Source organism: Streptomyces sp. NPDC096176, assembly GCF_044763255.1.
Taxonomy (GTDB): domain Bacteria; phylum Actinomycetota; class Actinomycetes; order Streptomycetales; family Streptomycetaceae; genus Streptomyces.
In genome coordinates this window covers 600,275-624,804 of sequence record NZ_JBIWFV010000001.1, presented here as the reverse complement: position 1 = coordinate 624,804, position 24,530 = coordinate 600,275, and the positions used below count along the sequence as shown (strand labels likewise).

Sequence of the window (24,530 nt, the reverse complement as noted above, 5' to 3'; positions counted from 1 at the left end):
GCAGGCCGCGTATGCACGAGAACGACCGGCGGTCCCGTTTTGCCGAGGAGGCGCGCGCGGAGCGGCCCGACCTCGCGACGCTGTGCCTGCTCATCGGGGCGGAGGCGGACCCGTCGCTGGACGAGGCGGGCATGGACGCGGCCCAGATCGAACTGGACCGCCTCGCCGGGCTGCTCCCGTACGGCCTGAGCGGTCCGCGCGCGTGGACTGCGGCCCTCGCCGACCTACTGGGCGGCCGCGAAGGCTTCCATGGCACGCCCGGCGACTACCAGTACCTGGAGTCCTCGCTCCTGCACCACGTGCTCACCCGCCGGCGCGGCCTGCCGATCCTGCTCTCCGTGGTCTGGATCGAGGTCGCCCGCAGGGCAGGCGCCCATGTCTACGGAGTGTCCCTGCCGGGCCACTTCGTGGTCGGCTTCGGCGACCCCGGGGACCAGGTGCTCGCCGACCCCTTCGCCGCCGGCCGCCAACTGTCGGCCGAGGACGCCGAACTTCTCGTCACCGGCGCCACGGGCAGCCCTCTGACCCCGTCGATGCTGACCCCCGCCGACCCGCTGGCGGTCGTCTCCCGCATCCTCAACAACATCCGCGCCTGGGCGGCCCTCCGCCCGGAACACTCGGCGGTCGCGCTCTGGGCGCTCGACCTTCTGCTCCTCCTCCCCTCCCACCCGGCCCGCCTCCGCTACGAACGCGCCCAGGTGCTCGTCCAGCGAGGGGACTTCCTGGCGGGGGCGGCCGCGATGGAGACGTACGCGGAGGTGGTGGACGCGGTCGAGCCGACGACGGCGGAGAGGATCAGGAGCCAGGCGCGCGCGGCGCGGGCCCGCCTCAACTGAGCGGTCACGTGAAGCGCAGTGACCCCTCACCCGGTCAGGGCAAGGGGCCACTGCGGCAGACGCGAATCAGCTCGGGTTCAGCTCGATGACCGCCGTGCGTTCCGCCGGGGTCTTGCCGCGCAGGGCCGGGCCCATCGCCTGGGCCACGTCGTCGGCGGAGACCTGGTGCTGCTTGCCGTCGCCCTTGGTGATCATGATCCCGTCGAAGACGCCTTCGAGGAGCTGGTCGATGGCCTGCTTGTCGTAGACCTCGACCAGCCTGCCGTCGATCGCCTTCATCGACAGGATCTTCGGCAACGACTTCGCAGGGCCGAACTGGATCTGCTTGGTCCCCGCCTTGATCGTGATCAGGCCGGACATCGCGGGCTCCGCGAACTCCTTCATCGCCCGGTCGAGCTCGGCCTGGGTGATGGTGGGCTCGCGGGTCGCGATCGGCAGCTCCACCACGTTCGGCCTGCCTGTCTCGACCTGGGCGCGATACGCGTCCTTGACCGAGATCATCGAGCGGCCGACGTCCAACGACTGGCCCGCCTTGCCGGGGACCGCGACGGCCTTGTCGGGCTCGAAGCGGATCGTGCCGTCGCTGGACGAGCCGGCGGTGCCCGCGAGGTCGGCGAGGGCGACGCTCAACTTCTCCTCGTCGACGAGGATCACCGGTTCGGCGACGCGCTCGCCGCCGAAGAGCGAGCCGATGACGGAGACCGGGTTGTAGTCACTGCCCGCGGCGGCGCGGACGGTGGCCTGGCTGTCCAACGAGAGACCGGCCTTGTCCGGCGGAAGCTCCGCCTTCTTGCCGGCGACGGAAAGCTGCAGCGGGGCCTTGGACCGGTCACCGAGGCTGGCTTCGAGCTTGTTGACCGCCTCGTCCTTCGTCCCGCCGCCGATGTCGACGCCGAGGACCGTGGTGCTCTTGGGCACGTCGGAGTGGTTGAGCAGCAGGCCGGCGCCGTACGCGATGCCGAGCAGACCGACCACACCGGCGCCGGCGAGCACCAGCTTGGAGCGGCCCTTCTTCGCGGGGGCGGGCGCGGGCCGGGGCGCGGGCCTGGCGGCGTCCGCCCCGCCGGGAGCGACGGGACCACCGGCGCCACCGGGACCGGCCGGGAACTCCGGTACCGAGAAGTCGCCGCGTTCGGCCTGCGGGCCGGGCTGCGCCAGGAGCGGGTTGGGGCCGGTGCCGGGGCCGGTCTGCGGTCCGCCGAGCGCCGAGAACGGCGTCCGGTGCTCGCTCGGAACCACCGGGATGCCGCTGGTCAGCGTGTCGCCGGAGACATGGCCACGGCCGGGGCCGCCGTCGGAGGCGGGCTTCTGCGGGGTGAGCACGGCGGTGTCGTCGGACATCCCGGGCCCGCCCGCGCCCGGGCCACCGACCTCCGGCGCCGGGCGACCGGTACGGGGGCCGAGCGGCATGCTGCCGGTGGCAGGGCCGGACGTCGGTCCTGCGGGAGCGCCGGAGCGGTCCGGGGCACCCGGCGGGCGGACGCCCAGCGGCGGCGTGCTGCGTCCGGGGGCGAAGCCGTTGCCGGGGCCGGGGCCACCCGGGGCGCCGGCGCCGGGCCGGTGGCCGGGCGGGCCGGACACGTCGGGGGATCCTGCCTGCTCGGCAAGGGCCGCGAGGCCCGAACGCGGAGCCGAGGGGGCCGGTCCGCCGGCGCCGTTCGCGCCGTTCGGGCTACCGGAGCCGCCGGCCGGAGCCGGCGCGGATCCGCCAGGTCCGGCCGGTCCGGCAGACCCGGTGGCCCCTGCCGCCGATGCCGGCTTGCGCGGCGCGAACCAGTCGCTGGTGGCGGGCTTCTCCTCCGCCGCGGGCGCCGATGAGGGCGACGGCTCGGCCGGCTCCTGCGCAGCTCCGGGCCGCGGTGTGCTGCCCGTACGCTCGCTCTCTCGCTCGGCCGCGGCGGCGGAACCCGAACCCGAGCCCGGACGCGCGCCCGAACCCGAACCCGGACGTGAGCCGGCGTCTATGTCGCTCATCGGTGTACGCATCACGACCGGCGGGATCGGCCGCGACCCCGGGATGTTGATCCGGATACGCGTCGTCAGCGTCGTCTCGGTCTTGGGCTCTTCCGGCTGCTGCTCGGCTGCCGGCTGCACGGCCTCGTCCGGAGCGCCCTGCGGGTGCAGCGACGGATACTGGCGCGATCCGTACGGCGGTGTCCCGGAGGGGTACGCGGCTCCACCGCGCCCCTGGGGGCCGGAGGACGAACTGTCAGTTTCACGACTCAAAGCAGGTTCTCCCGGTTGGCTTCGCCGCCCGTTTCTTACTGGATAGCTACTGCTGCGGGCGGCTCGGCTGCGCGCACCACCATACTGGCCGCGGCGGACGGACACCCGGGGACTGCGGGAAGCGGCTTTTCGCCGACCGTACGGGCATGGTCAGTTCGGCGGCCTCCCACCCCGTGGGGCGACCCACCATAGGGGGCCCGTCCCACCGGCTGCTTGCTGGGGTCCTGTCAGCGCCTGTCCGCCAAGTCGGCCCGGCCCGCCGCCGGGTGCGGCAACCGCGACATGGTGGCACACATCACAGCGATCGCCATGCCGCCGAGCATGTAGACGAGCGGTCCGATCCCGGCGGCGAACACGCCGTCCCCCTCTGGACGTCCGGTGCTGAGGACGACGATCGCCGCCAGCCAGCCGACGGCCGAGGAAACCGCGCCGAGCTGGGTGCCCGTCGCCCGCCGCGCACCGAGGAACAGCCCCGCGGAGGCGAGCAGCGCCAATACCAACCCGCCCGGGAACCACGCCGCTTGGACGAGCGAGCCCGCCGTGCCGACGACCGCCCCGAGCACGACGAGCGCGAGGTAGGCGACGATCCGGCCGGGCCTCGGGGCCTTCGGGGGACGGGTGAGCCACGATCCGGAGGCGGCCCCTCCCCGGTCGTCCTGGCCGCCCTGGCCGCCCTGGCCACTGTTGGCGCGCTTGCCCCGGTTGCCCCGGTTGTCGCTCATACCGAAACCCCCGCGAAGAGGTCGTTCTCCCGTTCGCCGGACTCCGCCCCAGGCTCACCGGCGACCAACTGGTAGTACTCGGTGGTGAACAAGGGCTGCCCCAGATCGTTCGAGAGTGCGAAGAAAGCACCGTCCACCGCGATTTGAGTGGCATGTGCCCGCATCGCCGCCGCCTTCCGGTCCGCGTACGCCGTGCCGTCGATCTCCGCGGTGATCTCGGAGTCGTCCACGACGCCCGGGACGTCGCCGATCTCCGCAATGCCGGGAAAGCCCGCACCGATGGCGCGCAGTCGGGCGAAGCCCTCCTCCGCCGCGGACCGGGGCACGCGGTTCCAGTAGATTTTGGCGACGGCGTGCGGGGCGCCGAGGTCGCGCCGGAAGGCGGGCTCCGCCGCCAGCTCGGCCGCCCGCATGGCCACACGGTGCGTCTGGATGTGGTCGGGGTGGCCGTACCCGCCGTCGGGGTCGTACGTCACGAGAACCTGTGGACGCACCGAACGGATGATCTCCACGAGATACCCGGCCGCCTCGTCCACGTCCGCACTCCAGAACGCGCCTTCCCGGCGGTTCTGCTCGAGCCCCATCATCCCGGAGTCCCGGAACCTGCCCGGCCCGCCGAGGAAGCGGTGGTCCGTGACCCCCAGCTCCTTCATCGCGGCGGCCAGTTCGCCGATGCGGTGCTGCCCCAGCCGGTCCTCCCGGTCGGGAGCGAGGTGGGCGAGCTCGGCCGGGATGACCTCGCCCTCCTCGCCGAGGGTGCAGGTCACCAGCGTGACCTGGGCGCCCGCGGCCGCGTACAGGGCCATCGTGGCGCCGTTGTTGATCGACTCGTCGTCCGGATGGGCATGCACCAGGAGCAGGCGACGGGCGGGAAGATCCTTCATACGGACACCCTAGAACGGGTGAGGCTCTGCCCGCGGCGCCACCGACCGGTCCGGGGCCCCCTGGAATCCCCCTAGAACTTGATGCCCCCGATCATCCCCGCGACGTTGGTCGTCAGCTCGGTGATGGTGGGCGCCACCGACGAGCTGGCCAGATAGAACCCGAGCAGCACGCAGACCGCCGCATGTCCGCCCTTGAGACCGGCTTTCCGGATCAGCAGGAAGACGACGATCGCCAGCAGCACCACCGCCGAAATCGAGAGTGCCACGGCGGTTCACCTCCACATATTCGGTCGGGACGGTCCCATTGCATGTGCCAGGGCATGTGCCAGGAGGTTCATACCCACCTTGCGCTACGGATCATAACTATCCGTGCCCACGCATCGATCGGTGCACGGCAGCACATGGGGGCGCACACCCCCTAAGGTTCGGTCGCATGACGTCGACGCAACCGCCCTCCTTTCCGCGTCAGTCCGCGCGGACCCAGCGCTTCACGTTGGGCGCCCCCCGCGCCTTCACGGTGTCACCGGACGGGTCGCGGGTGGTGTTCGTGCGCTCGGCCTCCGGAACCGACCGGTCGGGGCTGCTCTGGGTGCTCGATCTGGACGGTGCCGGAGGGCAGCCGCGGGAGCGCCCGGCCGCGGATCCCCGGGAGTTGCTGGGCGGCTCGGCGGAGAAGCTGTCCGCCGAGGAACGGGCCCGGCGCGAGCGCAGCAGGGAAGGGTCGGCAGGCATCGTCGGCTACGCGGTTGACCGGGCCGTCGAGTTGGCGGCTTTCACTCTCTCCGGCCGCCTGTTCACGGCCGAACTGCGTGCCGGTACCTCACGCGAACTCCCCACGCCCGGGCCGGTCCTGGACCCGAGGCCGTCCCCCGACGGCCGGCTCGTCGCGTATGTGGCGGGCGGCGCGCTGCGCGTGACAGGCGCCGAGGGGCAGGAGGACCGGGCGCTCGCGGAGCCGGAGGATGCGCAGGTCACCTATGGGCTCGCGGAGTTCGTCGCCGCCGAGGAGATGGGCCGCTCCCGCGGCTTCTGGTGGGCGCCTGATTCGGACGGGCTGCTGGTGGCCCGGGTCGACGAGCGGGAGGTGCGCCGCTGGTGGATCTCCGATCCGGCCCATCCTGACCGGGAACCGTCGAAGGTCGCGTACCCGGCCGCGGGGACGCCCAACGCCGACGTCGGGCTGTTCTTCGTCACCCTGGACGGGCAGCGCACGGAGGTGACCTGGGACCGGAAGGGCTACCCCTATCTCGCGCGTGTGCACTGGTCGGCCGCCGGCCCGCCGCTGCTGCTCGTGCAGTCGCGCGACCAGCGCATCCAGAGACACCTGGCCGTCGACCCGGAGACCGGCGCGACGCGGACCGTGCACGTCGACGAGGACGCGGCGTGGCTGGAACTTTTCCCCGGCGTCCCGGCCTGGGCCCCCGAGTCGTCGTACGCGCGGGGTTTCGGGGGCGGACGGCTGGTGCGCATCGCGGACGAGGGCGGGGCACGTGTGCTCGCGGTCGGCGACCGGGTGCTGACCGGGGCGCAGTTGCAGCTGCGCGCCGTCCTGGACATCGGCGAGAGCGACGTCCTCGTGTCCGCGGCGGCCGGTGAGGAGGCCGCGGACCCGGAGACCGGCGAGATCCACGTGTACCGGGTCAACGAACTGGGCATCGAACGCGTCTCGCAAGGCGCCGGGGTGCACTCGGCGGTGCGCGCCCACAGCGTGACGGTCCTGGCGTCGTCCCATACCGACGCGAGCGGCACCTCCGTGCAGGTCCTGCGGGACGGCAAGCAGGTCGCCGTCGTCGCCTCGTACGCGGAGCAGCCGGTGCTGCGCGCCCGGCCGGTGCTCACGCAGGCGGGTGCCCGGCGGATTCCGTGCGCGGTGCTGCTGCCGTCAGGTCACCGGGAGTCGGACGGTCCACTGCCGGTGCTGATGGACCCGTACGGGGGGCCCCATGGCCAACGTGTGTTCGCCGCACACAATCCGTATCTGACCTCGCAGTGGTTCGCCGAACAGGGCTTCGCCGTGGTCGTCGCCGACGGCCGGGGCACGCCCGGCCGCTCCCCGGGCTGGGAGAAGGCGATCGGCGGCGACTTCGCCCTGACGTTGGACGACCAGATCGAGGCCCTGCAGGCGCTGGCCGGCTCCTTCCCGCTGGACCTGGAGCGGGTCGCGATCCGTGGCTGGTCGTACGGCGGCTACCTGGCGGCTGCGGCGGTGCTGCGCCGGCCGGACGTCTTCCACGCGGCGGTGGCGGGCGCCCCGGTGACCGACTGGCGGCTCTACGACAGCCACTACACCGAGCGCTACCTGGGCGACCCTGCCGCGCAGCCCGAGGTGTACGCGGCGAACTCACTGGTCACCGACGCCGGTCTGACCGCTGCGGAAGATCCCGTCCGGCCGTTGCTGATCGCCCATGGCCTCGCGGACGACAATGTGGTGATGGCACACACCCTGCGGCTTTCCTCGGCGCTGCTGGCGGCGGGCCGTCCGCATGAGGTTCTGCCGCTGACCGGAGTGACGCACATGACGCCGCAGGAGCAGATCGCGGAGAACCTGCTGCTGCTCCAGGTCGACTTCCTCAAGCGCTCGCTCCGGCTCTGGTGAGGCGCCGCCCCTCAGGGCCGGGCAGTGGGCTACCAGTTGGGCGGTGGTGACGAAGGCGGTGGCGGCCCGAAGCCGCCGTCCGGTGCACTTGGCGGCGGATAGCCGTAGCCGGACTGCGGAGAGCCGGGGCTGTCGGGACCGTCGGGGCCGGACCAGGAACCGGTAGCCGGAGGGCCGGACCCGGAACCTGGGTGGCCCGGACAACCGTAGCCCGACGACGGCTGCGGACAGCCGTGGACCGGCGGCGGCTGCGGCGCGCCGGGACAGCCGCCGTCCGCCGGTCCGCTCTCGCCGCGTCTGGTCAGGACGGCGAGCAGCACGAGCCCCGCGATCAGCCCGAACAGCCAGGTGGCACAGAGCAGCTGGTACTCCAGCGGCGCTCGGCCGAATTTCTGGATGATCCGCAGGCGGAAGGCGAAGTCCACACCCGTCGCGCCGGCCACCGCCAAGTGCACCGCCAGCACGGCCCCCAGCGGACGGGCGAACGCGGCCCCGGCGAGCAGGCCGAGACCGGCGGTCAGGCCGAGGACCACGACCGCGGTGGCCAGCCAGCCGGACGGGGGCGCGAGCAGTCTGATCGCGAGCAGGTCGCCGCCGACAAGGCTGTCGAGGTAGACCTCGGACCCGAACCGGTAGGCGAATCTGATCTGCCAGGCCGCGGTGACCGCCGCCTCGGCGAAGAGCAGCACGGCCGCGGTCCGGGCCACGGCCCGGGTGGGCCTGGTGGGCGTACGCCGGTGTGCGGACGCGCGGGGGCCGGCGTCGTGACCGGCCTCGGGCGGCCGGCGGCCGGCTGCCGTCGTGATCACGAGTCCGACGGCAAGCCCCAGTACCGCGAAGGTGCTGAGCAGGGCGCGCGTACGCACTGTGTCGGCTGAGTCGAGGTCGATCCACGAGGCCGTGATCACCCACAGGCTGGGCAGCCGTACGGCGAGGGTGAAGACGGCGGTCGCGACCAGCGCGCCGGCCGCGACCGAGGAACGCAGTGCGGCGACGGCGACGCCGCCGTACACCAGGAGCAGCGCACCGTCGAGAGAAGTGGTGACCTGCGGGTTCCGCCCCCAGTTGTGCCTCGGGTCGGACACCCAGTAGCGCCAGAGGCCGACGAAGCCGTCGGACGCCGACACGTCCCGGACGATCCACGCCCCGGTGATCAGCGCGAGCACGACGCACAGCGCCGCTCCTGTGATCCGGGCCCCCCGCGTAAGAGTCACAGCGACGATCCTGCATCCGCCTGCATGCCCGGACAAGGGCGGTGGACGGACAGTTCCGGACAACCGCCCCGGTCCACGGACAACCGCCCCGGTCCACGGGAAACCGGCCGGAACCGCATGGCGCGATCCCGGCCGGTCCACGGCACCCGCACGGCCGTACGTTCCCCAGAGTGGGGCGTCCGTATATCGGACGTGCGACAGGCAAGTTGCCTCCGCGTTAAAGAGACTGATGGGCACTCACAGAACCTGGTGACCGTCCCCCTCGCCCGGCGGTGGCCCGCTGGGCACCACACGTCGCTCCTCCGCGAAGTGGCACGCCGAGGGGTGGTGCACCGGCCCCTCGACCGTCCGCAGGTGAGCGGGCACGGCAAGCAGGGGCACCTCCAGTGCGCACCGCTCCTGGGCCTTCCAGCAGCGGGTGCGGAAGCGGCAGCCGGACGGGATGTCGGTGGGCGAGGGGACGTCCCCCGTGAGGATGATCCTCCCCCTGGCTTCGCCGGGAGGACCCCCACCCGGTGCTCGCGCCTCGGGGTCGGGCACCGGCACCGCCGACAGCAGCGCCTGGGTGTAGGGATGTGTCGGATGGTCGTAGATCTCGACGTCGTTGCCGATCTCCACGATCCGTCCCAGGTACATCACACCGACCCGGTCCGAGATGTGCCGGACGACCGAGAGATCGTGGGCGATGAACACATAACTGAGGGCGAACTCGCTCTGGAGCTGGCCCAGCAGATTGATCACCTGCGCCTGCACCGAGACGTCCAGCGCCGACACCGGCTCGTCGGCGACGATGATCTCCGGCTGGAGCGCGAGCCCCCGGGCGATGCCGATGCGCTGGCGCTGGCCTCCCGAGAACTGGTGCGGATACCGGTTGATGTACTCGGGGTTGAGTCCGACGACATCGAGAAGCTCCTGCACCTTCTGTCGGCGCGAGCCCTTCGGCGCCACCTCGGGGTGGATCTCGTACGGCTCGCCGATGATGTCGCCGACCGTCATCCGGGGGTTGAGTGAGGTGTACGGGTCCTGGAACACCATCTGGATGTTGCGGCGCACCGCCTTCAGCGCACGCCCCGACAGCTTGGTGATGTCCTCGCCCTTGTAGCGGATCGCCCCGGCCGTCGGCCGCTCGAGGTGGACCAGCATCCGGGCGAATGTGGACTTGCCGCAGCCCGACTCCCCCACGATGCCCAGCGTTTCGCCGGCGAACAGGTCGACGTCGACGCCGTCGACCGCCTTGACCGCGCCGATCTGCTTCTTGAAGAGGACACCGCGGGTGAGCGGATAGTGCTTGACCAGGTCGCGTACCTCGAGGATCGCCTCAGCCATGGAGTGTCGCCTCCCAGAAGTGGCACGCGCTCCTGCGCTCCTCGTTCACCTCGTACAGCGGTGGCACGTCGGTCCGGCACACGTCCTGGGCCATCGGGCAGCGGGGGTTGAAGGCGCAGCCGGGCGGGATGTGCATCAGGTTCGGCGGCAGCCCTTTGATCGCGTACAGCTCCTGGCCCTTCTGGTCCAGGCGCGGGATCGATTCCAGCAGGCCCTTCGTGTACGGGTGTGCGGGCGCCCGGTAGATGTCGTGGACGGGCGCCGTCTCGACGATCCGGCCCGCGTACATCACGGCGATCCTGTCGGCGACGTCGGCGACGACACCGAGGTCGTGCGTGATCAGGATCAGTCCCATGTCGAGTTCGCTCTGGAGCTCGGCCAGTAGGTCCATGACCTGGGCCTGGACGGTCACGTCGAGGGCGGTCGTCGGCTCGTCGGCGATGATCAGGTCGGGTTCCAGCGAGAGCGCCATCGCGATCATGATGCGCTGACGCATACCGCCGGAGAACTGGTGTGGGTACTGACCGACGCGTTCCTTCGCGGCGGGGATGCGGACCCGGTCCATCAGTTCGACGGCCTTGGCTTTCGCGTCCTTTCGCGACATGCCCCGATGGACGACGAACATCTCGCCGAGCTGGTCGCCCACGCTCAGGACGGGGTTGAGGGAGGAGAGGGCGTCCTGGAAGATCATGGCCATCCCCGCGCCCCGGATCTTCCGCCGTTCCTCCTCCCGCATGGCCAGCAGGTCCTGGCCTTTGAAGAGGATCTCGCCGCCGGTGATCCGGCCGGGGGGCATGTCGAGGATGCCCATCACGGCCTGGGCGGCGACCGACTTGCCGGATCCGGACTCGCCGAGCACGGCGAGTGTCTCGCCCGCGTCGACGGTGTAGTCGACGCCGTTGACGGCCCTGGCGACTCCGTCGCGGGTACGGAACTCCACCCGTAGGCCGCGTACGTCGAGCAGCCTGCCGGACGCGCCCGGCTCTGCGGACATGACGGCCTCATGGGACGTGGCGGACATGGCGGCTCCTTGGCGCCTTCAGCGCAGCTTGGGGTCGAGGGCGTCGCGCACCGCGTCGCCGAGCATGATGAACGCGAGCACCGTGACCGCCAGCGCCCCCGCGGGCCACAGCAGCATGTGCGGGGCGTTGCGGATGTAGGGGGAGGCCGACGAGATGTCGATGCCCCAGGAGACGGTCGGGGGTTTGAGGCCGACCCCGAGGAAGGAGAGCGTCGCCTCCAGCGAGATGTAGGTGCCGAGCGCGATGGTCGCCACCACGATCACCGGGGCGACGGCGTTGGGGGCGATGTGCCGCAGCAGCATCCGTGAGCTGGAGGCCCCGAGGGCGCGCGCGGCCTGCACATAGTCGTTCTGCTTGGCGGTGATGACGGAGCCGCGTGCGATACGGGAGATCTGCGGCCAGCCGAGCAGCACCATGAAGCCGACGACCGGCCAGATGGTGCTGCTGGTGATGACGGACAGCAGGACGAGGCCGCCGAGGACCACGGGGATGCCGAAGAAGACGTCGGTGAGCCGGGACAGCACGGCGTCCGAGGCGCCGCCGAAGAAGCCGGCGAGCCCGCCGAGGACCGAGCCGAGCAACGCCACGCCGAGGGTGGCGCAGATGCCGACGGTGACGGAGGCCCGTGCGCCGTAGACGGTGCGGGTGTAGACGTCGCAGCCCTGCCCGTTGAATCCGAAGGGATGTCCGGGCTGGGAGCCCTCCTGGGCCTTGGCGAGATCGCAGCTGAGCGGGTTGCCGGAGGCGATCAGCGAGGGCCACAGCGAGATGACGATCAGGAAGAGGATGACCAGTGCGGAGACGATGAAGACGGGGTTGCGCCGCAGATCCCGCCAGGCGTCCGACCAGAGGCTGCGCGGTTTGGCGGCGGGGCCGGTGCCTTCGGGGCCGATCGCGCCCGGCCTCTTCTCGAGCGTCTCCCCCTCGCTCATCGCGAGGTTGGCGGCCCCTCCGGCACCGGTGGCGGCGACCGCGGAGCGCGCCGGATCGTCGAAGTGCGGGTTCTGGGGCTCAGGCATAGCGGATCCTCGGGTCCAGCACGGCGTACAGGAGGTCCACCAGCAGGTTGGCCACGAGGAACACGATGACGAGGACGCTGACGAAGCCGACGACGGTCTGCGTGTTCTGACGCAGGATGCCCTGGTAGAGCTGGTAGCCGACGCCGTGGATGTTGAAGATCCGTTCGGTGACGATCGCGCCGCCCATCAGCGCGCCCACGTCGGTTCCGATGAACGTCACCACCGGGATCAGCGAGTTCCGCAGCAGATGCTTGCGGATCACTCTGCTCCGAGGGAGTCCCTTGGCCTTCGCGGTGCGGACGTAGTCGGCGCGGCTGTTCTCGGCGATCGAGGTGCGGGTCAGCCGGGTGACATAGGCGAGCGACACCGAGGCGAGGACCAGGCCGGGGATGATCAGTTCGTCGATCCGGGCGTCGGTGGAGACGGACGGATCGACGAGGCCCCACTTGTAGCCCAGCAGCAGCTGGAGCAGCAGGCCGGTGACGAACGTCGGCACCGAGATGACCACGAGCGTGAGCAGCAGGACGCCGGTGTCGACGGGCCGGCCGCGGCGCAGGCCGGTGACGACGCCGAGGGCGATCCCGATGACGATCTCGAAGGCGATGGCCACCAGGGTCAGTCTGATCGTGACCGGGAAGGCGTCGGCCATGAGTTCGGTGACCTTCTGGCCGTTGAAGGCGGTGCCGAAGTCCCCGGTGAAGACGTTGCCCATGTAGGTCGCGTACTGCTGCCACAGCGGCTGGTCGAGGCCGAACTCTTTGCGCAGCTGGGCCGCCGTCGCCGGGTCGCAGCGCCGCTCTCCGCACAGGCCCGCGATGGGATCGCCCATCACGTTGACCATGAGGAAGATCAGCAGGGTGGCGCCGAAGAAGACAGGGATCATCTGCAGCAGACGCCGGATCACATAACGTCCCATGGAGGGCTCCGGGGGTCGTGGGAAGGGGGACGGCCCGGCGGTGTGGCTCGCCGGGCCGTGGGCCTTCCGCCGTCAGTTGACCTTGATCTCGTTGTAGACGGGGACGCTGAACGGATTGAGTGCGACGTCAAAGACGCGTTCCGAGTAGCCGGCGCTGCCGTTCTGGTACCAGAGCGGGATGGCGGCCATCTCGTCCCGTACGACCTCCTCCGCCTGTTTGAAGGTCTCGACGGCCCGGACGGGATCGGTCTCGGCGTTTGCCTTGTCGATGAGGTCGTCGAACTTCTTGTTGCTCCACTTGCCGTCGTTGGACGAGGCGTTGGTGTAGTAGAGCGGCTGGAGGAAGTTCTGGATCAGCGGGTAGTCCATCTGCCAGCCGGCCCGGAAGGGGCCGGAGATCTTGGACTGGGTGATCTGGTTGCGGAAGTCGGCGAAGGTGCCGACGGGGTTGCCGACGCAGGCCTTGTCGTTGCCGAGGGAGTTCTTGATGGAGTTGCAGACGGCGTCGACCCAGTCCTTGTGCGAGCCGGTGTCGGCGTTGTACGAGATCGTGATGCGGCCGCCGGGCAGCCCGCCGCCCTCGGCGATCAGCCTCTTTGCCTGTGCCGGGTCGTATTCGCAGGCCTTGCCGCACAGCGTCGGGTCGTAGCCGCCTTCTTCGCCGAGCACCGGCGAGGTCCAGTCCTTCGCGGGGGTGCGGGTCTGCCGGAAGATGGTGTCGGTGATCTGTTTGCGGTTGATCGCCATGGACAGGCCGGTGCGGACCTTCGCTTTGTCGGCGCCCTTCCAGGCGCCGTCGTAGTAGGGGAAGGCGAGGGTCTGGATGATCCCGGCGGGTGTGTTGATGTAGCGGTCCCCGAGGTCCGCCTTCACGTTCTTCAGCTGGGAGGCGGGCACGTCGTCGACGAGGTCGAGGTTGCCGGCGATCAGGTCGGTGTAGGCCGTGTTGTTGTCCGTGTAGACCTTGAGGTCGATGCCGCCGTTCTGCGCCTTGTCGGATCCGGTGTAGCCGTCCCAGCGGCGCAGCGACATCTGCGAGCCCTTGGCATACGAGTCGACGGTGTACGGGCCGTTGCCGACGGGCTGCGCGAGCCATGCGTCATGGTCGTCGAAAAAGGCACGGGGCAGGGGGGAGAACGCCGCGTAGCCGAGGGTGTCGGGCCAGGTGGAGAACTTCTGCGTGAGCTTGACGGTGAACGTGGTGTCGTCGACGACCTTGAGGCCGGAGAGTTTCTCCGCGCTGGCCTCGCCCTTCTCGGGGTGGACCTTGTCGTACCCCTCGATGTAGCCGAAGAAGTACGCGTTGCGCTGGTTGTTCTTGAGGTGGGCGCCGTAGTTCCAGGCGTCCACGAACGAGCGGGCGGTGACGGCCTCGCCGTTGCTGAACTTCCAGCCGGGCTTGAGGACGACCGTGAAGTTGACCGAGTCCGTGGTGTCGATCCTCAGGGCGACCATGTTCTGGGCTTCACCGGTCTTGGGGTCGTACCGCTTGAGCCCGCGGAAGATCATGTCGAGCACCTTGCCGCCCTGCACCTCGTTGGTGTTGGCGGGTTCCAGCGGGTTCTGCGGGTCGCCCCAGGAGGAGCTCACGATGCCGTCGGCACCACTGCCGCCGCTGGCGCTTCCCCCGCCGCACGCCGTCGCGGCGAGGGCGACGGCGAGTGTGCAAGCGGCCCACTTCGCGCGTGTGGCTCCACGCATGGAGTGCCTCCTAGATCCCAAGTCTCCCTGGGGCCCAATATCACTCCATAAGGGATCTAACGCATTTTCAGGACACCCGTGCGGAGGCCGTCGAAACGGACACGACAAGCTCCCAGGTGTCGATCGCGTAATGCGGCGTCATCCCGTGTGCCTCGTAAAGGCCGAGGGCCCCGGTCGCGTTCCGGGTGTCCACCGCCAGGCCGATGGTGTCGCGGCCCCGGGCGGCGTACGTTCCGAAGGCGTGGCGCAGCAGGAAGCCGGCGAGGCCGCGGCCCCGGGCCGGCCTGCGTACACCGATGTTTCCTATCCAGCCCACGGACTCCTTGTCGTCCCTGGTCAGCAGGACGGCCGCATCGCCCTCGCCCTCGACCGAGGCGACCCACATGAGCGACCGGTCACGGTGGTCGCCGAGGTCGGCAACCCACTGGTCGTAGCTACGCGGGTGGTGGTCGAAGTGCTCGGCGAAGGTCTCCTCCACCAAGGCGTGCGCGATCCGGTGATCGGCCTCGGCCACACAATTGCGCAGCGTCACCCCGGCGGGCGGCTCGGGGACACGGTCGGCCGGGGACAGCGGACGGGTCATGACCTGGTAGCGGCGCACGGTGCGCCAGCCCCGGGCGTCGAGCAGCGCGGTGTCGAGGGACGGCCGCACATTGAGGTGGAGATGGAGCACGGCCTGCTCGGCGCGGGCCTCCGCCGCCTTGCGTGCGGCTCGCTCCTCGATCCGTTCGAGCACCAGCACGGCGGCCTGAGAACGGCCGGGCAGAACGTAGTGGTCCACGCCGATGTCGCCGGCGCCCGAGTCGCTCCACAGGATTCCGTACGCCACGAGGTCACCGGCCTCGTGCACCAGCCAGGAGTCGTGGGCGAGATCGACGTCGGGGTGGGCGAGGTCGGTCTCCACGTTGTGCAGTTCGGTGTCGGCCCGTCCGATCTCGACGACGTCGACGGCGTTCAGCAGGGCGCATATGGAGGACGCGTCCGCGAGGGTCGCGGGCCGGACGGTGAGAGACATGACGCCACTGTTCGCGCCGGGCCCCGGGTCCGCAACGGATTTTCGCCGCCCCTCAGGCGACGGGCACCCGCCCGGCGGGGAGAGCGACCACGATCTCGTCGTCCTCGAAGTCCCCTGTCGGTTCGAAGCCGAGAGCCGCATAGAGCTTCGCCGCGCCGGTGTTGGCCGGATGGTAGGAGAGACGTATCTCCCGGCAGTCGGGGCGCTCGGACAGCAGCCGGATCAGCAGGAGCATGGCCTGCCGCCCCACACCCTTGCCCTGCTCATCGGCGTCGACGACCACACCCCCGATCCAGTGAGTCCCGTTCTCCTCGTCGTACGCCCACATCACATGGCCGACCACGGTGTCGTCCGCGGACACGGCAAGTGAGTCCCACAGGCCGCCGCGCATCGACAGCAGCAGGTAGCGGGCCGCGAGGGCGGCGACGAAGGCACGCTGTTCGTCCCGCGGCGCGATGTCGGCGACGGCACGCCAGTTGTCGTCGCCGACATCTCTCAGTGTGATGCGGCGGCCGGCCCGGTCGGTGAGCTGAGGGTCCATCCGGACACTTTCCGCGGCCGTCACGGTCCGGTGCAACACCCTTCCCACGCACCCACAAGGCGCCCGCCCCCGGAGAGGAGGCAGGCGCCCTGGGTGTCACAGCCCGGGACTACGACGCGTGGACGACGTCCTTCTCCTCGGCGAAGTGGCACGCCGACTCGTGCGCGGCCGGCGTGTCCTGGCCCTTGAAGCGCTCGGGCACCGCGAGCAGCGGCACCTCGGTGGCGCACTTCTCCTCGGCCTTCCAGCAGCGGGTGCGGAAGCGGCAGCCCGACGGCGGGTTCGCCGGCGACGGCACGTCTCCGGTGAGGATGATCCGCTCGCGGCCCTCACGCGCCTCCGGGTCCGGGACCGGGACGGCGGACAGCAGCGCCTGGGTGTACGGGTGCGTCGGGTGGTCGTAGATCTGCACGTCGGTGCCGATCTCGGCCATCTTGCCGAGGTACATCACGCCGACCCGGTCCGAGATGTGCCGGACGATCGACAGGTCGTGGGCGATGAAGAGGTAGGAGAGGTTGAACTCGTCCTGCAGCTTCTCCATCAGGTTGACGACCTGCGCCTGGACGGAGACGTCCAGCGCCGACACCGGCTCGTCGCAGACGATGATCTCGGGGTTGAGCGCGAGGCCACGGGCGATGCCGATGCGCTGGCGCTGACCGCCCGAGAACTGGTGCGGATACCGGTGGATGTACTCCGGGTTGAGACCGACGACGTCCAGCAGCTCCTGCACCTTGCGGCGCCGGTCGCCCTTCGGAGCCACCTCGGGGTGGATGTCGAAGGGCTCGCCGATGATGTCGCCGACCGTCATACGCGGGTTGAGCGAGGTGTACGGGTCCTGGAACACCATCTGGATGTTGCGGCGCACGGCCTTCAGGGCACGCCCCGACAGCTTGGTGATGTCCTGGCCCTTGTAGAAGACCTCGCCGGCGGTCGCCTTCTCCAGCGTCATCAGCAGCTTGGCGACGGTGGACTTGCCACAGCCGGACTCGCCGACGATGCCGAGCGTCTCGCCCTGGTAGAGGTCGAACGAGATCCCGTCCACGGCCTTGACCGCGCCGACCTGGCGCTTGAAGAGGACGCCCTGGGTCAGCGGGAAGTGCTTGACCAGGTTGCGCACCTGGAGGATCGGCTCACCGCGTTCGACGGTGGCGTCGAGCGCCGCGACGGCCGCCTCCTCCGTGGCGACGTCGACCGTCTCCACCTTGGTGACGTTGGGGGTCGCGTCCACGGCCTCGTTCGTCTTCTTGAGCTCAGCCATGGATCGTCTCCTTCCAGAAGTGGCACGCGCTTCCGCGGCCGGGCAGCTCGCTGCCGTCCTGCTCAGTCACCGGAGCCAGCGCCGGGATGTCCGTACGGCAGATGTCGTCCGCCTTGGGGCAGCGCGGGTTGAACGCGCAACCGCTCGGAATCTTCAGCAGGTTGGGCGGCAGACCCTTGATCGCGTACAGCTCCTGGCCCTTCTGGTCCAGGCGCGGGATCGAGTCGAGCAGACCACGGGTGTACGGGTGGGCGGGCCGCTTGTACAGCTCGTGCACCGGGGCGGTCTCGACGATCCGGCCCGCGTACATCACGGCGATCTTGTCCGCAACATCGGCGACGACGCCGAGGTCGTGGGTGATCAGGATCAGACCCATGTTGTACTCGCGCTGCAGCTCCGCGAGCAGGTCCATGACCTGGGCCTGGACGGTCACGTCGAGCGCGGTCGTCGGCTCGTCGGCGATGATCAGGTCCGGCTCGAGAGCCAGGGCCATGGCGATCATGATGCGCTGGCGCATACCGCCGGAGAACTGGTGCGGGTAGTCGCCGACCCGGGCTTTGGCGGCCGGGATCTTCACCTTGTCCATCAGCTCGATGGACTTGGCCTTGGCTTCCTTCTTGGACAGCCCCTGGTGGACGCGGAACATCTCACCGAGCTGATAGCCCACGGAGAGCACGGGGTTGAGCGAGGACAGGGCGTCCTGGAAGATCATCGCGATCTTCCGGCCGCGGATCCGCCGCCGCTCCTCGTTGCTCATGGTGAGCATGTCCTGGCCGCGGAAGAGGATCTGCCCCTGCGGGATCTTCCCGGGCGGCATGTCGAGGATGCCCATGATGGCCTGGGCGGTGACGGACTTGCCCGAGCCGGACTCACCCAGCACGGCCAGGGTCTCGCCCGAGTCCACGCTGTAGTTGACGCCGTTGACGGCCTTGGCCACACCGTCGCGGGTGTGGAACTCCACGTGCAGGTCACGCACTTCGAGCAGTGGACCGGAGAAATCACCGCCCTCGCGGGGCGCGGGGACGCTTGCTGTTTTGTCGATGATGGTCACGTCGTACGCCCTCCTCAGCGCAGCTTGGGGTCGAGGGCGTTGCGAACCGCATCGCCGAACATCAGGAACGAGAGCACCGTGATCGAGACCATCACCGAGGGGATGATCAGCACGTGGGGTGCGTTGCGGAGCTGCTCACGTCCACTGGAAACGTCGACGCCCCAGGAGACCGTCGGTTCGGCCAGGCCGACACCGAGGAAGGAGAGCGTCGCCTCCGCGGCGATGTAGCCGCCGAGCGCGATGGTCGCGACCACGATGATCGGCGCGAGCGCGTTGGGCAGCACGTGCCGGGTCAGGATGCGGGTGGTCGAGGCGCCGAGCGCCTTGGCCGCCACGACGTAGTCGGCCTGCTTGATGGTGATGACCGAGCCGCGCGCGACACGGGCGATCTGCGTCCAGCCGAGGAACACCAGGGCGAGGATGACGACCCAGATGGCGCGCTTCTCGAAGCTGGTGAGAACGACGAGGGCACCGAGCAGGAACGGGATGCCCATGAAGATGTCGGTGACGCGCGACAGGAGGGTGTCGACCCAGCCGCCGAAGTAGCCGGCGATCATGCCGACCAGCGTGCCGAGGATGGTCACCAGCGCGGTGACGCCGACGCCGACGATGATCGAGGCACGGGCGCCGTAGAGGACACGGGCGTAGATGGAGCGGCCCTGGCCGTCGTAACCGAACCAGTCGGGCTGGAAGAAGTGGCTCCAGTTCGGCTGGCCGAGGTAGTGGTTCGCCAGGTCGGCGTCGCGCGGCGAGGCACTGGTGAACAGGCCCGGGAACGCCGAGATGACGATCAGCAGGACGATCAGACCCGCCGAGATCAGGAACAGCGGGTTGCGGCGCAGGTCGTGCCAGGCGTCGGACCACAGGCTGCGCGCCTTGTCCGGCTTGGGCGCCTTGGCCGTGAGCAGCGCGTCGGGCGCCGCGGTGGTGGCGGTCGCGACCTTCTCGGCCCCGGTGGTCGCCGCAGTGGCTGCGGTCTTCTCAGGCATACCGGATCCTCGGGTCCAGGACCGCGTAAAGCAGGTCGACGAGCAGGCTGGCGAGCAGGTAGACGAGGACGATCAGCGAGGCGATGCCGACGACGGTCGCTCCCTCGCGGCGGAACAGTGCCTCGTAGATCGCGTCACCGACGCCCTGGACGTTGAAGATGCCCTCGGTGACGATGGCGCCGGTCATCAGGTTGCCGATGTCGGTGCCGAGGAAGGTGACCACCGGGACGAGCGAGTTGCGCATCAGGTGAACACCGATGATGCGGCGGCGCGGCAGGCCCTTGGCGACCGCCGTGCGCATGTAGTCGGCGCGCAGGTTCTCCGCCATCGACGTACGGGTCAGACGTGCCACGTACGCGAGGGAGAGCGAACCGAGGACGATGGCCGGCAGCAGCAGGTCCCCGAAGCTCTCGGAGTCCTGCACCGTCGGGGTGGTGATCCCCCACTTGAAGGCGAACAGGTACTGCATCAGGTAGCCCAGCACGAAGGAGGGCATCGAGATCAGCACGAGGGTGAGGGCGAGGAGCCCCCGGTCCCGCACGGACTCGGGACGCAGGCCCGCGATGATGCCGAGGCCGATGCCGACGATCACCGTGAAGGTGAAGGCGAAGAGCGTGAGCCGGATGGTGACCGGGAACGCCTGCGCGATGATGTCGGCGATGGGACGCTGGCTCGCGATCTCCGTGCCGAAGTTGCCCTGAAGCAGCTCAAAGAGGTACTTCAGGTACTGCTGCCAGAGCGGCAGGTCGAGCCCGCGGTCATGGCGAATGGCTTCGACCACCGCGGGGTCGAACGCCTGGTCTCCCATGAGCGCTCTGACGGGATCGCCGGGCAGCGCGAACATCATGGCGAAGATCAAAAAGGTTGACCCGATGAACACCGGGATCATCTGGAGCAGTCGTCGTGCGACGTAGCGCCCCATGGGTGCCTCCGTGAGGGGTTAACTGGGTCCGGGGGCCGCCCGCTTGCGGACAGCCCCCGGACCACCGCCGCCGCCGGATGACCGACGGCGGCGGGTGACGGCCGAGTGGGGATGAGGCCCGCAGGCGCTTACTTGACGGTGACTCCGGGGAGCTCCAGGTCACCGTGGAAGTCGACCGCGACGTTGTCGACGCCCTTACCGTGGCCACCGTTGATGCGGTAGTACCACAGCGGGATGGCCGGCATCTCATCGAGAAGCTTCTTCTCGACCTCCTGGTAGCCCTTCACGGCCTCTTCCAGGGAGCTCGCCTTGTCGGCCTTCGCCATCATCGCGTCGATCTCCTTGTTGGAGAAACGACCGTTGTTGGACTCGGCGTTGGTGTGGTACAGCTCCTTGATGAAGTTGACGTTGACCGGGTAGTCGGCGACCCAACCACCGCGGTACATCGACTTCACCTGGTCGTTGTCACGGGCCTCGAGGTCCGTCGGGAAGTCCGGCTTGGCGTCGCCGACGCAGTCGACACCGGTCGCCTTGCGGATGGACTCGCAGACCGCGGTCACCCACTCCTTGTGGCCACCGTCGCTGTTGTACTGGATGAAGACCTTGTTCTCCGGGACGCCGCCGCCCTCGGTGATGAGCTTCTTGGCCTTCGCCGGGTCGTACGTGAAGACGTCCGTGCCCAGGTCCTGGTTGCCCTTGACCTGCGGCGGCGTGAAGCTCGTCGCGGGGGTACGGGTGTTGTTCAGGACGGTCTTGGTGATCGTCTCACGGTCGATCGCCATGGACAGACCCTGAAGGACCTTCGGGTCGATGTCCTTGAACGTCTTGCTGTAGAACGCCGGGACCAGCGACTGGAGGGCCGCGTAGGGCTGCTCGATCGCGCCGTCGCCCAGGTCCTGCTTGTACTTCGGCAGGTCCGTCGGGCCGACCTGGCGGATGATGTCCAGGTTTCCGGAGACGACGTCCTGGTACGCGGCCTCGAGGGTCGCGTAGTTCTTGAACTGGATGCCCTTGTTCTGCGCCTTGTTGGGGCCCTGGTAGTCAGGGTTGGCCGCAACCTGGACCAGCTTCTTGTGGGTCCACTTCTCGAACTTGTACGGGCCGTTGCCGACCGGCTTCTGGCCGAACGCCTTCGGGTCGTCGAAGAAGACCTTCGGCAGCGGCGCCCAGGTCGCGTAGCCGAGCTTGTAGTTGAAGTACGGGACCTTGTCCTTCAGCGTGATCGTGAAGGTGGTGTCGTCCACGGCCTTCAGACCGGACATCTTGTCGGCCTTCGGGTCACCCTTCTCGGGGTGCACGTCGTCGTAACCGGCGATGTCCGCGAACCAGAAGCTGTTCTGCTGGTTGTTCTTGATGTTCGCGTACCAGTTCCACGCGTCGATGTACGACTGCGAGGTGACGGCCTCGCCGTTGTGGAACTTCCAGCCCGCCTTGAGCTTGACGGTCCAGGTCTTGGAGTCCGTCGTCTCCACCGACTCGGCGTTGGTGTAGACGATTTCGCCCTTGCTGTCGAAGTCCAGCAGCTGGGTGAAGAGCGACTGGATCACGTACGAGCCGTTGGTCTCGTTCGTGTCGGCAGGGATAAGCGGCTTCTGCGGCTCGCCGACGTCGATCGAGACGTAGCCGGCCGGCTTGCCCGCCGGGTTCTTCTTGCCCTCGTCGCCGCTGCCACCACCACAGGCAGTGGCCGCCAGGGCGACAACGATCGCACCCGCGACCCACTTGGCGCTCTTGGCACCACGCATGGGTTCCTCCTCATGAGTCCACTTGTCACTACAAGAAGGGCACGTTGTCTACGCGCGCTGACACCCCTGACAGCGCTCGCCAAGTACCCCGAGTGTGCTCGTGAGTCGGCGCTCCCCACAGCGCATGACCCATTGACCCGAGCTCAATGGAGCCAACTATTAAGTAGGACAGGCTTGTAAACCACACCTAAAGGGTCTCGTTTTGACAACATCAGAGAGGGTCTCCCGTTCGAAATCCGGACAAAGCGATCCCAGACAGACACCCGCGAAACGGACCGTTAACACATGTTCCGGAGATCGGTGGCCGATATCCGGACACTCGGACACAGAAAACGAGTTGACGAACGGCCCGGCCCTCCGCAGAGACTGCGGAGGGCCGGGCCGTGTGTGCAGCGGTTTTTGACGAGGCTTTGCGAACCGTCAGCCGTGCTTGGCGCGCGACGCGGCGCGGCCGCGCTCCTTCTGGTCCAGGACGACCTTGCGGATACGCACCGCCTCCGGGGTCACCTCGACGCACTCGTCGTCGCGGCAGAACTCCAGCGACTGCTCCAGCGAGAGCTTGCGCGGCGGCACGATCGCCTCGAACGAATCGGCCGAGGACGACCGCATGTTGGTGAGCTTCTTCTCCTTGGTGATGTTCACGTCCATGTCGTCGGAGCGCGAGTTCTCACCGACGATCATGCCCTCGTACACCTCGGTGCCGGGCTCGGTGAACAGCACGCCGCGCTCCTGAAGGTTCGTCATCGCGAAGGCGGTGACGGCACCGGAGCGGTCGGCGACAAGAGAGCCGTTGTTACGGGTCTGCAGCGGACCGAACCACGGCTCGTGGCCCTCGTGGATGGAGTGCGCGATACCCGTGCCGCGGGTGTTGGTCAGAAACTCCGTGCGGAAGCCGATCAGACCGCGGGAGGGGACGACGAACTCCATGCGGACCCAGCCGGAGCCGTGGTTCGACATGTTGTCCATGCGGCCCTTGCGGACGCCCATGAGCTGGGTGACGGCACCCATGTGCTCCTCGGGCACGTCGATCGTCATGCGCTCGACCGGCTCGTGGAGCTTGCCGTCGACCTCCTTGGTGACGACCTGCGGCTTGCCGATGGTCAGCTCGAAGCCCTCGCGGCGCATCTGCTCGACCAGGATGGCCAGCGCCAGCTCACCGCGGCCCTGCACCTCCCAGGCGTCGGGGCGCTCGGTGTCGATCACGCGCAGCGAGACGTTACCGATCAGCTCGCGGTCCAGACGGTCCTTCACCTGACGGGCCGTGACCTTGCGGTCCTTGACGGCGGCCTTCGCGTCGGCGCCCTTGCCGGTGCCGCCACGGCCGACCAGCGGCGAGGTGTTGGTACCGACGGTCATCGAGATCGCGGGCTCGTCGACCGTGATCAGCGGCAGCGCGATCGGGTTCTCCGGGTCGGCGAGCGTCTCGCCGATCATGATGTCCGGGATACCGGCGACGGCGCAGATGTCGCCGGGGCCGGCCACCTCCGCCGGCTTGCGGGTGAGCGCCTCGGTCATCATCAGCTCGGAGATGCGGACGTTCGAGATCGTGCCGTCCCGCTTGATCCAGGCCACCGTCTGGCCCTTGCGCAGCTCGCCCTGCTCGACACGGAGCAGCGCGATGCGGCCGAGGAAGTTGTCGGCGTCGAGGTTGGTGACGTGCGCCTGCAGCGGGGCGGCGTCGTCGTACTCCGGGGCCGGGACGTGCTCGAGGAGCGTGGTGAAGAACGGCTCCAGGCTGGTGCTGTCGGAGGGGACGGTGCCGTCCTCCGGCTTGGTCAGCGAGGCGACGCCGTCACGGGCGCAGGCGTAGACGATCGGGAACTCGATCTGCTCCTCGGTCGCGTCCAGGTCCAGGAACAGGTCGTACGTCTCGTCGACGACCTCGGCGATCCGGGAGTCGGGGCGGTCCGTCTTGTTGATGCACAGGATGACCGGCATCTTCGCGGCGAGCGCCTTGCGCAGGACGAAGCGGGTCTGCGGGAGCGGACCCTCCGAGGCGTCGACGAGGAGGACGACCGCGTCCACCATCGACAGGCCGCGCTCCACCTCGCCACCGAAGTCGGCGTGGCCGGGGGTGTCGATGATGTTGATGGTGATCGGGGCCCCGCCGGCCTTGGGGTGGTACTTCACGGCGGTGTTCTTGGCCAGGATCGTGATGCCCTTCTCACGCTCCAGGTCGTTCGAGTCCATCATGCGGTCATCGAGGTGCTCGGCCGCGTGCGCGGCGAAGGCGCCGGCCTGCTTCAGCATGGCGTCGACCAAGGTGGTCTTGCCGTGGTCGACGTGGGCGACGATGGCAACGTTACGGATGTCGTGGCGCGTGGGCATGCTGGCTGGCGCTTCTCTCGATCGTGGGATGCGGCGTCGTTCGTTCCTTGTACGCCCGCCGGGCGGACACGCCACGGCTTGTCCCATGGTACGGGGCCGCCGAGACAAGGACCTCCCGGAACTGTCGGGTCCGGGACGAACGAGGCGGGGATCACGCCGGAAGCCATTGCGGGGACGGGCCTCGGAGCCGGGTCCGGTGCCGTGCGGGGACTGGGGTCC

General features: G+C 69.3%; 20 protein-coding genes. 2 read left to right on the top strand and 18 right to left on the bottom strand.

Going from position 1 to position 24,530, the window contains the following annotated elements; translation table 11 throughout:
- Positions 1 to 11: 11 nt before the first annotated feature.
- Entirely contained in the window at positions 12 to 836 is an 825-nt protein-coding gene (locus tag ACIQ7Q_RS03035; protein WP_403855634.1) for a tetratricopeptide repeat protein, read from the top strand.
- A gap of 66 nt (positions 837 to 902) precedes the next feature.
- Here ACIQ7Q_RS03035 and ACIQ7Q_RS03030 read toward each other — a convergent pair whose 3' ends face one another.
- The 4 genes from ACIQ7Q_RS03030 to ACIQ7Q_RS03015 form a co-directional block, all read right to left on the bottom strand.
- Positions 903 to 3,062: a hypothetical protein gene (locus ACIQ7Q_RS03030; RefSeq protein WP_403855632.1), complete on the bottom strand. Its 2,160-nt coding sequence runs from the start codon at positions 3,060 to 3,062 to the stop codon at positions 903 to 905.
- A gap of 227 nt (positions 3,063 to 3,289) precedes the next feature.
- Entirely contained in the window at positions 3,290 to 3,784 is a 495-nt protein-coding gene (locus ACIQ7Q_RS03025) for a DUF6113 family protein (protein ID WP_403855630.1), read from the bottom strand.
- Positions 3,781 to 4,668 (bottom strand): N-acetyl-1-D-myo-inositol-2-amino-2-deoxy-alpha-D-glucopyranoside deacetylase, encoded by an 888-nt coding sequence (mshB, locus tag ACIQ7Q_RS03020; RefSeq protein WP_403855628.1) that lies wholly within the window; start codon positions 4,666 to 4,668, stop codon positions 3,781 to 3,783. Before mshB ends, ACIQ7Q_RS03025 begins: the two co-directional genes overlap by 4 nt.
- 71 nt (positions 4,669 to 4,739) lie before the next feature.
- Positions 4,740 to 4,934 carry a hypothetical protein gene (locus tag ACIQ7Q_RS03015; protein WP_177150662.1) on the bottom strand — a complete coding sequence of 65 codons (195 nt, stop codon included), beginning with the start codon at positions 4,932 to 4,934 and terminating at the stop codon, positions 4,740 to 4,742.
- Between the two features lie 167 nt (positions 4,935 to 5,101).
- Between ACIQ7Q_RS03015 and ACIQ7Q_RS03010 the strand changes: the two genes are divergently transcribed.
- Positions 5,102 to 7,264, top strand: a complete 2,163-nt coding sequence (locus ACIQ7Q_RS03010; RefSeq protein WP_403855625.1) for an alpha/beta fold hydrolase — start codon at positions 5,102 to 5,104, stop codon at positions 7,262 to 7,264.
- 29 nt (positions 7,265 to 7,293) lie between these two features.
- On the opposite strand, the gene ACIQ7Q_RS03005 is transcribed toward ACIQ7Q_RS03010, so the two are convergent.
- From ACIQ7Q_RS03005 to typA, 14 genes are all read right to left on the bottom strand, one after another.
- Positions 7,294 to 8,478 (bottom strand): proline-rich domain-containing protein, encoded by a 1,185-nt coding sequence (locus ACIQ7Q_RS03005; RefSeq protein WP_403855623.1) that lies wholly within the window; start codon positions 8,476 to 8,478, stop codon positions 7,294 to 7,296.
- 237 nt (positions 8,479 to 8,715) lie between these two features.
- Positions 8,716 to 9,804, bottom strand: coding sequence for an ABC transporter ATP-binding protein (locus tag ACIQ7Q_RS03000; RefSeq protein ID WP_403855621.1), 1,089 nt, complete (start codon positions 9,802 to 9,804; stop codon positions 8,716 to 8,718).
- Positions 9,797 to 10,798, bottom strand: a complete 1,002-nt coding sequence (locus tag ACIQ7Q_RS02995) for an ABC transporter ATP-binding protein (RefSeq protein WP_403856409.1) — start codon at positions 10,796 to 10,798, stop codon at positions 9,797 to 9,799. The genes ACIQ7Q_RS03000 and ACIQ7Q_RS02995 overlap by 8 nt, the downstream gene beginning before the upstream one ends.
- A 45-nt stretch (positions 10,799 to 10,843) precedes the next feature.
- Positions 10,844 to 11,845: an ABC transporter permease gene (locus ACIQ7Q_RS02990; protein ID WP_403855619.1), complete on the bottom strand. Its 1,002-nt coding sequence runs from the start codon at positions 11,843 to 11,845 to the stop codon at positions 10,844 to 10,846.
- Positions 11,838 to 12,761 carry an ABC transporter permease gene (locus ACIQ7Q_RS02985; RefSeq protein WP_403855617.1) on the bottom strand — a complete coding sequence of 308 codons (924 nt, stop codon included), beginning with the start codon at positions 12,759 to 12,761 and terminating at the stop codon, positions 11,838 to 11,840. The genes ACIQ7Q_RS02990 and ACIQ7Q_RS02985 overlap by 8 nt, the downstream gene beginning before the upstream one ends.
- Positions 12,762 to 12,833: 72 nt before the next feature.
- Positions 12,834 to 14,462: an ABC transporter substrate-binding protein gene (locus ACIQ7Q_RS02980; protein ID WP_403855615.1), complete on the bottom strand. Its 1,629-nt coding sequence runs from the start codon at positions 14,460 to 14,462 to the stop codon at positions 12,834 to 12,836.
- 67 nt (positions 14,463 to 14,529) lie between these two features.
- Positions 14,530 to 15,477: a GNAT family N-acetyltransferase gene (locus ACIQ7Q_RS02975; RefSeq protein WP_403855613.1), complete on the bottom strand. Its 948-nt coding sequence runs from the start codon at positions 15,475 to 15,477 to the stop codon at positions 14,530 to 14,532.
- Positions 15,478 to 15,529: 52 nt separating this feature from the next.
- Complete coding sequence (locus ACIQ7Q_RS02970) at positions 15,530 to 16,018, bottom strand: GNAT family N-acetyltransferase (RefSeq protein WP_403855611.1); 489 nt, start codon at positions 16,016 to 16,018, stop codon at positions 15,530 to 15,532.
- Positions 16,019 to 16,127: 109 nt separating this feature from the next.
- Complete coding sequence (locus ACIQ7Q_RS02965; protein WP_403855609.1) at positions 16,128 to 17,276, bottom strand: ABC transporter ATP-binding protein; 1,149 nt, start codon at positions 17,274 to 17,276, stop codon at positions 16,128 to 16,130.
- Positions 17,269 to 18,327, bottom strand: a complete 1,059-nt coding sequence (locus ACIQ7Q_RS02960) for an ABC transporter ATP-binding protein (RefSeq protein WP_403855607.1) — start codon at positions 18,325 to 18,327, stop codon at positions 17,269 to 17,271. Before ACIQ7Q_RS02960 ends, ACIQ7Q_RS02965 begins: the two co-directional genes overlap by 8 nt.
- A gap of 14 nt (positions 18,328 to 18,341) precedes the next feature.
- The gene (locus ACIQ7Q_RS02955; RefSeq protein WP_403855605.1) at positions 18,342 to 19,316 is read right to left on the bottom strand and encodes an ABC transporter permease; all 975 of its coding nucleotides are present in this window, start codon (positions 19,314 to 19,316) and stop codon (positions 18,342 to 18,344) included.
- The gene (locus ACIQ7Q_RS02950) at positions 19,309 to 20,238 is read right to left on the bottom strand and encodes an ABC transporter permease (protein ID WP_403855603.1); all 930 of its coding nucleotides are present in this window, start codon (positions 20,236 to 20,238) and stop codon (positions 19,309 to 19,311) included. The genes ACIQ7Q_RS02955 and ACIQ7Q_RS02950 overlap by 8 nt, the downstream gene beginning before the upstream one ends.
- A gap of 128 nt (positions 20,239 to 20,366) precedes the next feature.
- On the bottom strand, positions 20,367 to 21,983 hold the full coding sequence (locus tag ACIQ7Q_RS02945) for an ABC transporter substrate-binding protein (protein ID WP_403855601.1): 1,617 nt from the start codon (positions 21,981 to 21,983) through the stop codon (positions 20,367 to 20,369).
- 420 nt (positions 21,984 to 22,403) lie between these two features.
- Positions 22,404 to 24,311 (bottom strand): translational GTPase TypA, encoded by a 1,908-nt coding sequence (gene typA / locus ACIQ7Q_RS02940; protein ID WP_403855599.1) that lies wholly within the window; start codon positions 24,309 to 24,311, stop codon positions 22,404 to 22,406.
- Positions 24,312 to 24,530 lie beyond the last annotated feature (219 nt).

Excerpts from the sequence above, each read along its gene's own strand:
- ACIQ7Q_RS03000 (WP_403855621.1), bottom strand. The coding sequence starts at position 9,804 with ATGGCTGAGGCGATCCTCGAGGTACGCGACCTGGTCAAGCACTATCCG.
- ACIQ7Q_RS02980 (WP_403855615.1), bottom strand. The coding sequence starts at position 14,462 with ATGCGTGGAGCCACACGCGCGAAGTGGGCCGCTTGCACACTCGCCGTC.
- ACIQ7Q_RS02970 (WP_403855611.1), bottom strand. The coding sequence starts at position 16,018 with ATGGACCCTCAGCTCACCGACCGGGCCGGCCGCCGCATCACACTGAGA.
- mshB (WP_403855628.1), bottom strand. The coding sequence starts at position 4,668 with ATGAAGGATCTTCCCGCCCGTCGCCTGCTCCTGGTGCATGCCCATCCG.
- ACIQ7Q_RS02945 (WP_403855601.1), bottom strand. The coding sequence starts at position 21,983 with ATGCGTGGTGCCAAGAGCGCCAAGTGGGTCGCGGGTGCGATCGTTGTC.
- ACIQ7Q_RS02995 (WP_403856409.1), bottom strand. The coding sequence starts at position 10,798 with ATGTCCGCAGAGCCGGGCGCGTCCGGCAGGCTGCTCGACGTACGCGGC.
- ACIQ7Q_RS03025 (WP_403855630.1), bottom strand. The coding sequence starts at position 3,784 with ATGAGCGACAACCGGGGCAACCGGGGCAAGCGCGCCAACAGTGGCCAG.
- ACIQ7Q_RS02985 (WP_403855617.1), bottom strand. The coding sequence starts at position 12,761 with ATGGGACGTTATGTGATCCGGCGTCTGCTGCAGATGATCCCTGTCTTC.
- ACIQ7Q_RS02975 (WP_403855613.1), bottom strand. The coding sequence starts at position 15,477 with ATGTCTCTCACCGTCCGGCCCGCGACCCTCGCGGACGCGTCCTCCATA.
- ACIQ7Q_RS03010 (WP_403855625.1), top strand. The coding sequence starts at position 5,102 with ATGACGTCGACGCAACCGCCCTCCTTTCCGCGTCAGTCCGCGCGGACC.
- typA (WP_403855599.1), bottom strand. The coding sequence starts at position 24,311 with ATGCCCACGCGCCACGACATCCGTAACGTTGCCATCGTCGCCCACGTC.
- ACIQ7Q_RS02965 (WP_403855609.1), bottom strand. The coding sequence starts at position 17,276 with ATGGCTGAGCTCAAGAAGACGAACGAGGCCGTGGACGCGACCCCCAAC.
- ACIQ7Q_RS03035 (WP_403855634.1), top strand. The coding sequence starts at position 12 with ATGCACGAGAACGACCGGCGGTCCCGTTTTGCCGAGGAGGCGCGCGCG.
- ACIQ7Q_RS02955 (WP_403855605.1), bottom strand. The coding sequence starts at position 19,316 with ATGCCTGAGAAGACCGCAGCCACTGCGGCGACCACCGGGGCCGAGAAG.
- ACIQ7Q_RS02950 (WP_403855603.1), bottom strand. The coding sequence starts at position 20,238 with ATGGGGCGCTACGTCGCACGACGACTGCTCCAGATGATCCCGGTGTTC.
- ACIQ7Q_RS02990 (WP_403855619.1), bottom strand. The coding sequence starts at position 11,845 with ATGCCTGAGCCCCAGAACCCGCACTTCGACGATCCGGCGCGCTCCGCG.